The sequence below is a fragment of the Citrobacter sp. Cu233 genome (assembly GCF_030332225.1).
In the GTDB taxonomy this organism is placed as follows: Bacteria; Pseudomonadota; Gammaproteobacteria; order Enterobacterales; family Enterobacteriaceae; genus Citrobacter.
In genome coordinates this window covers 172,230-184,711 of the sequence record NZ_JAOWIF010000035.1, presented here as the reverse complement: position 1 = coordinate 184,711, position 12,482 = coordinate 172,230, and the positions used below count along the sequence as shown (strand labels likewise).

General features: G+C 51.6%; 10 protein-coding genes. 4 read left to right on the top strand and 6 right to left on the bottom strand.

The window, feature by feature from the left end:
* Positions 1-50 precede the first annotated feature (50 nt).
* Positions 51-2,111 (top strand): AsmA family protein, encoded by a 2,061-nt coding sequence (locus OGX95_RS14410; protein ID WP_286629931.1) that lies wholly within the window; start codon positions 51-53, stop codon positions 2,109-2,111.
* A gap of 82 nt (positions 2,112-2,193) precedes the next feature.
* On the opposite strand, the gene OGX95_RS14405 is transcribed toward OGX95_RS14410, so the two are convergent.
* The 3 genes from OGX95_RS14405 to OGX95_RS14395 form a co-directional block, all read right to left on the bottom strand.
* Entirely contained in the window at positions 2,194-3,516 is a 1,323-nt protein-coding gene (locus OGX95_RS14405) for an MFS transporter (RefSeq protein ID WP_286629930.1), read from the bottom strand.
* 297 nt (positions 3,517-3,813) lie between these two features.
* A complete protein-coding gene (gene yhjD, locus OGX95_RS14400) occupies positions 3,814-4,815 on the bottom strand; it encodes an inner membrane protein YhjD (RefSeq protein WP_286629929.1) in 1,002 nt (333 codons plus the stop codon).
* A 70-nt stretch (positions 4,816-4,885) separates the two neighbouring features.
* Entirely contained in the window at positions 4,886-5,785 is a 900-nt protein-coding gene (locus OGX95_RS14395) for a LysR family transcriptional regulator (protein ID WP_286629928.1), read from the bottom strand.
* A 119-nt stretch (positions 5,786-5,904) separates the two neighbouring features.
* Here OGX95_RS14395 and OGX95_RS14390 point away from each other — a divergent pair, with 119 nt between their 5' ends.
* On the top strand, positions 5,905-6,663 hold the full coding sequence (locus OGX95_RS14390; RefSeq protein WP_286629927.1) for an SDR family NAD(P)-dependent oxidoreductase: 759 nt from the start codon (positions 5,905-5,907) through the stop codon (positions 6,661-6,663).
* A gap of 367 nt (positions 6,664-7,030) precedes the next feature.
* The gene (locus OGX95_RS14385; RefSeq protein WP_286629926.1) at positions 7,031-7,633 is read left to right on the top strand and encodes a helix-turn-helix transcriptional regulator; all 603 of its coding nucleotides are present in this window, start codon (positions 7,031-7,033) and stop codon (positions 7,631-7,633) included.
* A gap of 18 nt (positions 7,634-7,651) precedes the next feature.
* Here the strand turns inward: OGX95_RS14385 and OGX95_RS14380 are convergent, their stop codons facing one another.
* Both OGX95_RS14380 and OGX95_RS14375 read right to left on the bottom strand, forming a co-directional pair.
* A complete protein-coding gene (locus OGX95_RS14380; RefSeq protein WP_286629925.1) occupies positions 7,652-8,002 on the bottom strand; it encodes a glycoside hydrolase family protein in 351 nt (116 codons plus the stop codon).
* Positions 8,003-8,088: 86 nt separating this feature from the next.
* On the bottom strand, positions 8,089-8,628 hold the full coding sequence (locus OGX95_RS14375) for a GNAT family N-acetyltransferase (RefSeq protein WP_286629924.1): 540 nt from the start codon (positions 8,626-8,628) through the stop codon (positions 8,089-8,091).
* Between the two features lie 179 nt (positions 8,629-8,807).
* Between OGX95_RS14375 and OGX95_RS14370 the strand changes: the two genes are divergently transcribed.
* Positions 8,808-10,397, top strand: coding sequence for an STY4199 family HEPN domain-containing protein (locus OGX95_RS14370; protein ID WP_286629923.1), 1,590 nt, complete (start codon positions 8,808-8,810; stop codon positions 10,395-10,397).
* A 38-nt stretch (positions 10,398-10,435) separates the two neighbouring features.
* On the opposite strand, the gene OGX95_RS14365 is transcribed toward OGX95_RS14370, so the two are convergent.
* Entirely contained in the window at positions 10,436-12,085 is a 1,650-nt protein-coding gene (locus OGX95_RS14365; RefSeq protein ID WP_286629922.1) for an alpha,alpha-trehalase, read from the bottom strand.
* Positions 12,086-12,482 lie beyond the last annotated feature (397 nt).

The following is a 12,482-nucleotide window of genomic DNA, read 5'->3' as shown; positions in this document are numbered from 1 at the left end:
CCCTGCTGGACTATCTTTAGGTCAGGCAAGGGAGGAAGTCAGGAGGAAAAGTGACGAAAACAAGCAAAATAGCCATATCCATAGCAGGGGTTTTCTTGTTGTTGATCGTCGTGCTCATCATTGTGATTGCGACATTTGACTGGAACCGGCTCAAACCGACCATCAACCAGAAAGTCTCTACTGAACTCCACCGTCCATTCGCCATACGCGGTGACCTGGGCGTCGTCTGGGAACGCCAGAAGCAGGAAACCGGCTGGCGCAGTTGGGTTCCGTGGCCGCAGGTTCATGCTGAAGATATTATCCTCGGCAACCCGCCAGATATTCCCGACATCACAATGGTACACCTCCCCCGCGTTGAAGCGACGCTTGCCCCGTTGGCGCTGCTGACAAAAACCATCTGGCTACCGTGGGTCAAGCTGGTGAAACCTGATGCGCGGCTCATTCGGCTGTCGAAGGAAAACAACAACTGGACCTTTACGCTCGCTGGGGATAAAAACCGCGATCCGAGCGCCACTTCCTCTGCCTGGTCATTTCGCCTGGACAGTATTCTGTTCGATCAAGGGCATATCGTTGTTAACGATAAGGTGACGCAATCTGAGCTGGAGATCCTGGTCGATCCGTTAGGCAAGCCGCTACCGTTTAGCGAAGTGACAGGCACCAACAGCAAAGAAGGGGGCGCCAGCGTTGAGGATTACGTTTTTGGTCTGAAAGCCCAGGGCCGCTACAACGGTGAACCGCTAACCGGAACGGGGAAAATAGGCGGGATGCTGGCGTTACGCGGCGAAGGTACCCCTTTTCCGATACAGGCTGACTTTCGCTCGGGCAACACGCGCGTGGTATTTAGCGGCACGATTAATGATCCGATGAATATGGGCGGTGTCGATCTACGGCTTAAATTCTCTGGTGATTCACTCGGGGATTTATACGATTTGACCGGTGTGCTGTTACCGGATACGCCATCGTTTGAAACGGACGGGCGTCTGGTGGCGAAAATCGATCCGGAAAAGCCCTCTCTTTTTGAATACCGTCATTTTAATGGTCGCATTGGCGATAGCGATATTCACGGAACGCTTGCCTATACCACCGGCAAGCCACGCCCGATGCTGAAAGGCGACGTTGAATCACGCCAGCTGCGACTGGCGGATTTAGGACCTCTGATTGGCGTTGATTCTGGTAAAGGGGCCGGGCGGGCAAAACAATCTGAACGACGTAAAGGTGAGAACAGCGTGCAACCCGCAGGCAAAGTCTTGCCGTATGACCGTTTTGAAACCGATAAATGGAACGTGATGGATGCTGACGTGCGTTTCAAAGGGCAACGGATTGAGCACGGTAGCCGCTTGCCCATCAGCGATCTCTCCACCCATATCCTCCTGAAAAATGCCGACCTGCGCCTGCAGCCACTGAAATTTGGCCTGGCAGGGGGCAGCATTGTTTCCAGCATCCATCTGGAAGGTGATAAAAAGCCGATGCGGGGGCAGGCGGATATTCAGGCGCGGCGGCTTAAGCTAAAAGCACTGATGCCGGATGTGGCGCTGATGCAGAAAACGCTCGGTGAGATGAACGGTGACGCCAGGTTGAGCGGTAGCGGAAATTCAGTGGCTGCACTGCTGGGTAACAGCAACGGTAACCTGAAGCTGTTGATGAATGATGGATTGGTCAGTCGCAATCTGATGGAAATCGTTGGGCTGAATCTGGGTAACTATCTCGTCGGGCAAATATTCGGTGATGATGAAGTACGGGTGAACTGCGCAGCGGCAAATCTGGATATCGTCAATGGCATCGCGCGCCCACAAATTTTCGCGTTCGACACGGAAAACGCGGTGATCAACGTGACCGGGACTGCAAGCTTTGCATCGGAGCAACTGGATTTAACCATCGACCCGGAGAGCAAAGGCATTCGTATTATTACCCTGCGTTCACCACTGTATGTTCGCGGGACATTTAAGAACCCACAGGCCGGGGTAAAAGCTGGGCCGTTGATTGCACGTGGTGCGGTGGCTGCCGCGCTGGCAACGCTGGTTACGCCAGCGGCGGCGCTGTTGGCGCTGATTTCTCCGTCTGAAAACGAAACGAATCAGTGCCGGGCGATTTTGTCGCAGATGAAGCCGTGATGTCTGGCCGGATGTTTATCCGGCCTGGATTTTATGCTCAACCCGGGCCGGAGAAGGGGGGGCACCGCCATCCGGCAAAAAATTACAATGACTGATGCCGTGTCTCATGGGTTAACAACAGTGCTACCAGGGTTAACGCTGCCATTGATGCCAGATAGGTTCCTACCGCCGCCAGACCGTAGTTCCCCTGCAGCCATGCGGCAATATAAGGGGCAACAGAGGCACCGAGAATCGACGAGACGTTATACGAGAATGATGCGCCCGTGTAGCGAACTTCGGTCGGGAACAACTCCGGCAGCAGTGCCCCCATCGGGCCGAATGTCAGCCCCATCAGGCTCAACCCCAACAACAGGAAAGCGAACACCAGCACCGGGTTACCGGAACCCAGCAACGGCTTAAAGGCAAACAGTGCAAACAGAATGATAAGCGTGGTGATGATGAGCATGCTTTTGCGACGACCAAACGCATCGGCCAGCAGACCTGCCACCGGTACCATCACGCCGAAGCCAATCACCGCCATCATCAGCATCCACAATACGTCATTACGCGGTAAGCCAAGACCCACAGGTGCTGCGGCGGTACTGAACGTCATCGAGTAGACGGTCATGATATAGAACAGCGTATAGGTCGCCAGCATGATAAACGTGCCGAGGATGGTCACGCGAACATGCTTTGTCAGCAGAGTGCCCAGCGGGATTTTTACCTGCTTTTTCGCTGCGGCGACTTTGGCAAATACCGGCGATTCGTGGAGCGAAACACGGACGTACAGTCCGATAATCACCAGTACCGCAGAGGATATAAACGGTACGCGCCATCCCCAGCTCATAAATTGCTCATCGGTCAACAGCCAGGAGAGCAACAGGAACGTGCCGTTGGCGAAGAAGAAACCGATAGGCGCACCCAACTGCGGGAATGAGCCGTACAGTGCACGTTTACGTGGTGGCGCGTTTTCCGTTGCCAACAGTGCAGCGCCGCCCCATTCACCTCCCAAGCCTAAACCCTGGCCAAAACGCGCCAGCGCCAGCAGCAACGGGGCGAAAATGCCGATGGTTTCATAACCCGGCAGCAGACCGATGACGACCGTTGAAATCCCCATGGTGAGCAGTGAAGCAACCAGCGTGACTTTACGTCCAACACGATCGCCGAAATGGCCGAACACGGCAGAGCCGATCGGACGGGCTACAAAGGCGATAGCAAAGGTAGCCAGCGACTGTAGCGTTGCCGCCGCGGGGTCACCCTGCGGGAAGAAGATGTGGGGGAACACGATCACCGCTGCGGTCGCGTAAATATAGAAGTCGAAGAACTCAATAGCGGTGCCGATGAGCGAAGCGACGACGACTTTATTGCGCGAGTTGACCGGGGCGTGTTCCTGTTCGTTATCGAGTGTTGTGGCGGTTGCTTGCATAATATTTTCTTATTTTGGGTCGAACGAAAGGTCATATTACGCACAGCAAAAGAGACATTTCAATCTGTAACAAACGCTGAATGTGGTCAAAATAAAGTCAAAAAGTGGATAATTTTTAGGCTGGCGTTTTCACTTCTATGAAATGCTTCACACAATTTAAAACTTAGTTGATAAAACTGGTTTTTGGTTAAATAAAAGTTACAGGTTGGATTTATGTTCTGATAATGCGTTGGATGACGAAGCAAGTACGTATGGTAGGCCGGAGAAGCACAGCGCCACCCGGCTTCCAAGGGTAGATTAGCGGTGCGTTTTCCCCGGCATGCGCGGGTCATCTTTGTATTCTGCGGTGGCAATCCAGGCCGCGCAGAACAAGGTCAGACGGGCGAAGAAGTAGAAAAATGCCATCAGTCCAAGTACCGAGCCAAATGCCGCACCCGACGGTGATTGCACCAACGATGGCAGCGTATACGTCATAATCATTTTGATCGCTTCAAAGCCCAGCGCGGCGATAAATGTGCCACGAATCAACGCTCTCTTGCGTGGGCGATGGCGCGGCAGACGCCAGAAAATCCAGAAGAACAGCAAATAGTTGGCGAAAATGGAGATCGCCAGGCCAATCAACCGCCATGCGGGTTTCAGCCATTCAATACCATCGAGATACAGTGCCGAGATGATCATTTGCTGGGCAGAACCGGCAATGGAGGTAATCGACAACGTCACGATCAGCGCAATCAGCAATCCAATCAAGGAGACAAAATCACGCAGGTATTTAACCCATATTTTTTCCTGATCCTGCGGTGTGCGTTCCCAGACGTCCCGCGACTGTGCACGAATAGCTTCACGCAGGTTTCCCATCCAGTTGATACCAGAGTAGAGGGCGATGCCAAGCCCCACCAGGCCCACGGTGGTACGTTGCTGAACGGCAGTATTGATGGTGTTTTTCAGCGTCGAGGCCAGCGTCGGATCGCTAACGTTGAGCAATATTTTACTGAAGATATCCTGTAATAACGTGGGGTGTGAGGCGAGAATAAAACCGGCCGCCGCAAACGACACCATCAGTATAGGGATCATCGACAGGAACGAGAAATACGTGATGGCTGCGCCAAACTGATTCCCCATTCGGTCATTAAAACGCTCTGCAGCACGGAGCAGGTGGGCGATAACAGGTTGACGTTGAATTTTATCTGCGAAGGTTATGGCTGTTTTCAGCGCCTGGTTCGCTTTGGCGTTTTTCACCGGCGTTGTGGTGGCTTGCTGTTGTTCAGGCGTAGGGTGCTTTGCGTCGTGTTCCTGCGTCATCCGATCGGTAGTCCTTATTTTGTTTACTCATGACATTATAGCCGCTCAGACCCACTTCCCGAAAAATGGGCTAATCCACATAGTCTTTCATCACACCGGTCAACCATTCCATGAACAGATGTACCCGGCGGGAAAGGTTACGGCGATGTGGATACAGCAAAGAAACGGGCATGGGCTCAGCCCGATATTGCGGCAACACTTCAACCAGCATACCGGTGCGAAGGGCTTCACGCACCCCGACGCGTGGTACCTGAATAATGCCCAGCCCGGCAAGGCATGCTGCATGATAGGTTTCGGTGCTGTTCACCGTCAGCATGCCGCCTGTTTTTACCCATGCAGCCCCATTGTCTGTCGCCACCTCGAAACCCTGTGCGCGCGTACCCAAATTCACCGAGTAATGCACCACGGCATGTGAGGCCAAATCCTCCAGGCTTTCCGGATAACCAAAGCGGGCCAGATATTGTGGGCTGGCACAGTTAATCTGCGTGAGTTTCCCCAGCGGTCGGGCAATCAACCCCGAATCTTTCAGTGTGCCAACGCGTACGACGCAGTCGAAACCCTCACGAATTAAGTCTACCAGGCGGTCACTGCTGCTGAGTTCAAGCTCCAGCCCCGGATACTGATGCAAAAAGGCGGGCAGGCGGGGCATGACCAGATTTTTTGCGACACCAATAGGCATATCGACTCGCAGCTTACCGCTGATACTGGCTGGATCGTGATGGAACAACCCATCCAGTTCATCCAGATTGCTCAACAGATCTTTTGCACGTTCGTAATAGATCATGCCGTCCTGCGTCAGCTGAACGCGCCGGGTAGTGCGGTGCAGAAGTTGCGTACCCAGATGATTTTCCAGGGCCTGAATTTGGCGCGATACGCTACCTTTAGGAAGTCCAAGGGTATCTGCCGCACGCGAAAAACTCTCCAGTTCCGCGACGCGGATGAACAACTGCATTGCGTGAATTTTATCCATTCTCATGCCCTATTGTTGTTCTTAATGAAACAGTAATGCGCAATTAGCGATATTTATTGTTCTTCTACCACCTAATAAGCTTTGTCTCAATCATCACAACACCTGAAATGAGGTTTCTTATGACGCAACGTATCGCATTAGTGACCGGTGGCGGTCGTGGGCTCGGTAAAAACGCGGCACTTAAGCTGGCGAACAAAGGAATAGGTATCGTCCTGACGTGGAACAGCAATGAAAAAGAGGCGCAGCAGGTTGTGGATGAAATTCGGCAATCTGGTGGAAAAGCAGCAGCATTACCGTTAAATGTCGGCGATATTTCAACTTTCCCATCCTTCGTTGAACAGATGAAGCACACCTTAAAGACACAGTGGCACAGCGAAGGGTTTGATTATTTATTGAACAATGCCGGGATCGGCATTAATGCGCCGTACTCTGCATTCACCGAAGCGCAATTTGACCAACTGTTGAACATTCAGTTTAAGGGGCCATTTTTCCTGACGCAGAGTCTTCTTCCGCTGATGAACAAGGGGGGAAGGATCCTCAATGTCTCGACCGGTCTGGCGCGTTTTGCTCTACCGGGCTACAGCGCCTATGCCGCCATGAAAGGGGCGATGGAAGTGCTCACCCGTTATCAGGCTAAAGAGTTGGGGGAACGCGGTATTACGGCAAATATTATTGCGCCCGGCGCGATTGAGACCGATTTTGGCGGTGGGAACGTACGGGATAACGCGCAACTGAATGCGTATATTGCCTCGCAAACGGCGCTGGGGCGCGTTGGGCTGCCGGATGATATTGGGGACGCCATCGCCGCGTTGCTCAGCGATGAGCTTGCCTGGATGACGGCACAACGTATTGAGGTATCTGGCGGGATGTTCCTGTAACTCTGCAACGTGCTTATTCAGTAGACGCAGTATCTGTTGAATGAGCACTTAATGCTATATTGTCATTTGTAACATATTCATTGTTTGTTCAGGATGTCTTATTTTCAGCTAAAAATGTATTCTCTTAAAAATTAATATTAATAAAAAATTATGACCCGCGATAAATGAGGAATATCTTAGAGAACTATCCTGTTCTGCCCGCTTTGTGTAATCCTTTTTCTTGAGCTGTAACTATTTATAACACCTGCTTCTTTATTCTTCGTTTATCGGTAGAATGACCCCTGCCAAATGGTGAATTCTTATTTTTCCTCGTGAATAATACCCTTTCACGTCTCAAGGCCACTATTTTTCAGACGGAGAGTTAATAATGCAGGTAATAATGTTTGACAGGCAGTCAATATTTATTCATGGAATGAATATAAGTTTGCAGCAACGAATTCCAGGAGTGAATGTTCAGGGTGTCAGTCAGGCAGATGACCTTTGGCAAAAACTGGAAGCAAATCCGGAAGCGTTAGTCATGCTTGATGGCGATCTTGACGGTGAGTTCTGCCGTGGACTGCTCCAACAACTTGCGCAGCGCTATTCGACGGTAAAAGTACTGATAACCGCCACGGATTGCCGTAAAAAATGGCTGCAAGAGGTAGCACGGTTAAATGTGCTGGCCATTGTGTCGCGCGACTCTGACGCAGAAACGTTCACACTGGCGCTTAATAGCGTTGCCATGGGCATGATGTTTTACCCCAGAGATTGCTTAACGCCAATCGAGAGTGGTAACCACAATATTAAAACATTAAGTTCGCGCCAGCGAGAGATCCTGACCATGCTGGCTGCCGGAGAGTCCAATAAGCAAATTGGCCGCATGTTAAATATCAGCACCGGAACGGTAAAAGCGCATCTGGAATCGCTGTATCAGCGCCTGGAGGTAAAAAACCGTACCCAGGCGGCAATGATGTTAAACGAAGTACATTAACCAACGCTTATTTCACAGTCAGAGCATCTCTGGCTGTGAAATATGAGCAGGCCACATTCCTGATGTGCAAAATTGGGTTATCCCCACGCTAAATACCCACACAATTAACGCTTCCAGCTGAAACAGATCTTCCAACTGTGGAAACTTCGTATGGATTAATTCCTCGCAGGCGGAAAGATCCGTGAGCAGCAGTGTTTCTGCCTGTGCCACTGAAATAGGGCTGTTGAAGGTTTCACCTGCGGTGATTTCATGCCCGTAGCCAATGACCCAGACTCCACGTTCATCCTGATATTTTTCCAGTGACAATCCTTGTCCCTGTTTAATAAAGGCGATACAAGCGGACGTAAAATGTGATGAATGGCGGTACATACTGATTTCTCCGCAAAGAGAGCCATTCTAGAGAAAGCACCCCGTTACGGTAGTTGCCATGCAGCCCGTTTTTTCAGTAAAACGCCTTATGACATGGGGGGCTGATATTCCTGCCTTAGCAGGCCGAAAATCCAGTCATCGTGCCAGGTTTGATGCAGCCAGTAGCTTTCGCGCAGCGTACCTTCGTAAACGAATCCCACCTTTTCCAGCAGGCGTCGTGAGGCATAATTACCTGCGGTGACGCAGGCCGTCATACGACGTAGCCCGCCGGTGGTAAACGCAAAATCACACACGGCATACAAGGACTCAGCGCCATAACCTTTACCTTGCGCTTCGGGCGCGAGCAGAAAACCCACTTCGGCACATTCATTATTTTGGTGAACATATCCAGTGACACCCAGCCGCGATCCTGAGTCATTATCGCACACGACCAGGCATAGCCAGTGTGGGCTTCCGGGAGACCATTCAGGTAAGCGCGAGTTGAATATTGCCCGTACGTTCTCTTCAGAGCGTGCATCAGAGACGTAGTGCATGACACCAGAGTGCTGCTGTAACGCTAAGAAAAAATCCCAATCGGCCTCCGTCAGCGGGCGGCAGGTCAGACGTGATGTTTTTAACACTGGCACAGGCTTACCTCCTGAATAATTTTCAATGATTACGTGGTTATCACTGCAAAACACATTTATTTGTTATATGAATGTGTTCTGGTCTACTGCGGTATAAATCTGCGCAGTACCACGTTTATAAAAAGATAACGAAATACATCGTGAGGCTGCACCTTTTCTGGGCTCTTTTAGGGAAGATAATGACCAATAGCACGTTACAGGCGACATGTGCGCCCTTTGAACACTGTTTGGGGATCATTCGTCAGGCGTCGGTGGAAATCCTGCTGCTGTTAGGCGTGCATGTTGCTGAAGGCAAAGATCCGCGTTGGTTTCTGGAGCAACTCGATCAGGCCCGGTTGAATCTGGGCGGTTGGGGGGCTGTCGCCAGACGTTTGCAGATGAATGATGCGCAACTCAGCCAGTTCACGTTGCGCTTACGCCATCTTCAACAGAGTGTGCCTCAGTATGAAAGTGGTCAGGATGTCAGTGAAAACCAGCTGATTTCCGCGCTGCGTTTTGTGGCGGCACTGGAGCAATTACGCCAGCAACAGCCGCTCCTGAACTATCAAACCGATATCGAAATCGGGGGGACGGATGCGCAGATGCGGGCGCAGCGTCAGCTTCGCGCAATCGAGTTAACGCTCAAAGCCCTCGTCGCTCGGGTATGGCCAGATCAGCATCCGCTAAACAGTTTCCTGAAGCAGCACTTTGGCGCCGAACGGTTGCGCCGCTGGTTAAAGCTGGGCGAAGGGCGTGATGCGCTGGACGGCATGTTATTTAGCGAACTGGCGTTGATGGTGGTCGATAAGAAGCTATTTGTTCGTCACTTTACGCAGATTTTTAATGATACGTCAGTGTTGATGCTGTTTGTCGAACCGCGCTTAACGCTACGGATGTTTCTGGATGATTGCCGACTGGCACGAAACGCCGTCATTGCTCAGCAACCGCTGACGTCAGTACAGCTGATGCTGTTAAATTACCAGTACCAGCAAATTACGCATTCTGTGCAGCGGGCATTTGAAGAGCGCCGAACGCGTATCAATCCCGCATCATATCTGGACTCTGATGAGTCGACAGTTCGTCAATTCTGGGAAACGGCAAGGCAAAAAGACGAGCAGGCCGGAGGCGATAAAAAAGAAATTGCCGACAGTATCGATCCTCCTGAAAAACGAGCGCAGCGCACGGCCGAAGAGCGCGAACAGCTGATTTCCGGCATGCTGTGGGGGGCTGTCGGTGTCATGGTACTGGCAGTCTCGCTGGGTGCTTTCTGGCTATTCAATGCACCCGCACCGCAAGCATCTTCAGGGCAAGCTGTTGAGATAGTACAGGAGGAGCCGCGGCGTGATGCACCTTCCGCGCGAGAATCGGTGACCCGAATGGGCATTACATGGGATACCTTTAATATGCGAGCGGCTATCGATCGCAACGATACCCGCGTCACGTCACTGTTTCTGCAAGGGGGGATGGACTGGAAGCTGGCGTGGACGGAGCAGGCATTTTCCGCGGGGAATACCGCAGTTCTGAAGCTGCTGCTGCGATACCCCTCACAGATGGATGAGGCTAAACCCTGCCAGCAGTTTATGAATACGCTCAGTCATGCCATGTCGAATGGCGCATCACTGACGTCACTGCATAAAAGCTACCTACAAAGTTTCTGCTCTACACCGGAGGTCATTGCTCGTCAGCAGTATGATGTGGAACAGGCCCAACTGCGTGTGCGTGCAGATCCCAATGCAGAGAACAAGAAATGGCAGAAAATCCACACCGCGCTGTACGATGCTATTAACTAAGGGCCCGATGCATTTCGTGGCATCAGGCCGTCAGACATTTACGGTTCACCGTACAAACCGATTAATCGGCGCACCACGCCATTCGTCCAGCCAAATCCGTCCTGCAGCGGATATTCCCCACCGCCGCCTTCGCGCGGCGTGCCGTCAGCGATATGGTACTTTTCAATTAGCTTGTGGTGTTCCTGATAAAAGATATTAACCGTTTTCAGCCAGTTACGGGCAATCTCATCGCCGAGATGGTCATCACCATACAGTTTAAACCCCTGAATCGCCATCCACTGCAACGGTGCCCAGCCGTTGGGTTTATCCCACTGTTCACCGGTTTCATACTCGGTCGCTAAAATGCCGCCGGGCGTGAGTAAGCGACTGCGTACCGCGTTGGCGAGTCGGTCAGCTTGTTCATGGGTCGCCATGCCGACATACAGCGGAACGATGCTGGCAGCAGAGAAGAGGGCCATTTGCTCACGTCGCCAGTCGTAATCGCGATAGCAGCCATTTTCGTCGTCCCACAAATAGCGGTTCACGGCGGCACGGCGGTCGCTGGCTTTCTGGCGAAACAGCGCTTCGGTATCCCGCTCTCCCTTTAATGCAGAAATGTTCGCAATCGTACTTTCCAGTTTGTAGAGGAATGCGTTCAGGTCAATCGGGATGAACTGGGTGGTGCGGATGCTGGCGAGGCGACCGGCATCGCGCAACCAACGTGATGAATAATCCCAGCCGGAGGCCGCACCTGCGCGCAGATCCCGATAAACCTCATTAGGTGGTCGGCCTGAATGCTTAGCCGTTTCTACGTCTTCAAGCCAGGACTCATCGCGCGGGGTATCACGATCGTCCCAATAGCGGTTGAGCAGAGAACCGTCCGGCATTCTGATAACGTGGCGGTACGCCTGATTAAGCACCAGCGAGTCGGCACCATCCATCCAAAACGCGTACTCCATTTTGAGATGATCAAGATAACGACGCGCACCGCGTACGCCATCCTCTTCAAACAGTTCGACCATTAGCGCAAAGACCGGTGGCTGGGAGCGACTCAGGTAGTAGGTGCGGTTGCCGTTCGGGATGTGACCATAGTTTTCGATCATCCAGGCAAAGTTATCTGCCATACATTTCAATAAGTCTTCCCGGCCACTCTCCGCAAGACCCAGCATGGTGAAGTAGGAGTCCCAATAGTAGGTTTCGCTAAAGCGTCCGCCTGGCACGATGTATGACTGCGGTAGTGCCAGCAGTGAAGACCAGGGAATATGATCCTGCGGCTCGCGAGTCAGCACTGGCCACAGTTGATCAATATGCTCTTTGAGCGAGCTTTCAGGGTCGGAAACATATTCGCTGGTGGGGGTTTCCGGCAGCCAGAAATGGTTCTCGACAAAGCGTTGCAGGTCAAAGTCCCGGTGTCGTTTGACTTTACGATAGCGAATCAAAATATCCAGTGGGTCCATTTTGGGTGCGCAGTCGGGAAAGGTTTTGCTGTCAGCAAACAGCTTTGACGACTGGACATGCTCGAACAGTTCAAGGTAGCGGTCGGCGGGCGTTAACGCATCGGAGGCGGGCAGCCCTTCAATCATCTCCGGTTCAGGCTCTGCCTCAATCATTTCATCCAGCTTTAACTCGCACGGATCCATTTCATAAAGTAGATCGACATCGATCGACGGTTCTTCTGAAGGGGCGTGGGGTAGTTTCTGGTTGAGCATAATGAGAAAGACCTCCGGTAACTGTTGAAACGCTAAGGCTATTGCCTGGTCGTCTGTTAAGCGTAGACATTCGCTTCGGTGCCGGGAGGGTAAAGCGTGCGGTTGATCACGTTTTTATGCTTATCAATAATAAAGAAATAAAACTATCCCAATGATAACAATGAGAAATTTATAATTTTTCACAATCTAAAACTATTTCATTTTCAGAACATTCGATTGCAACGAGGTGTGAATAGAACCGGGTAACGGCTCATTCTTATAATAGGCGCAGGCTATTCTATCGATAGTTCCCGCCCATCTAATTGATTGATAATTATCAAAAAAGTAATCCCCCCATTTCCTATGATGGTCAGGTCTGACAAAGACTGTGCATTAATTATTCTAATTTTCTGGGTCA

What these genes read in the sequence shown, in the direction of transcription:
- OGX95_RS14390 (WP_286629927.1), top strand. Translation starts at nt 5,905, where the DNA reads ATGACGCAACGTATCGCATTAGTGACCGGTGGCGGTCGTGGGCTCGGT.
- OGX95_RS14405 (WP_286629930.1), bottom strand. Translation starts at nt 3,516, where the DNA reads ATGCAAGCAACCGCCACAACACTCGATAACGAACAGGAACACGCCCCG.
- OGX95_RS14380 (WP_286629925.1), bottom strand. Translation starts at nt 8,002, where the DNA reads ATGTACCGCCATTCATCACATTTTACGTCCGCTTGTATCGCCTTTATT.
- OGX95_RS14370 (WP_286629923.1), top strand. Translation starts at nt 8,808, where the DNA reads ATGACCAATAGCACGTTACAGGCGACATGTGCGCCCTTTGAACACTGT.
- OGX95_RS14395 (WP_286629928.1), bottom strand. Translation starts at nt 5,785, where the DNA reads ATGGATAAAATTCACGCAATGCAGTTGTTCATCCGCGTCGCGGAACTG.
- OGX95_RS14385 (WP_286629926.1), top strand. Translation starts at nt 7,031, where the DNA reads ATGCAGGTAATAATGTTTGACAGGCAGTCAATATTTATTCATGGAATG.
- OGX95_RS14365 (WP_286629922.1), bottom strand. Translation starts at nt 12,085, where the DNA reads ATGCTCAACCAGAAACTACCCCACGCCCCTTCAGAAGAACCGTCGATC.
- yhjD (WP_286629929.1), bottom strand. Translation starts at nt 4,815, where the DNA reads ATGACGCAGGAACACGACGCAAAGCACCCTACGCCTGAACAACAGCAA.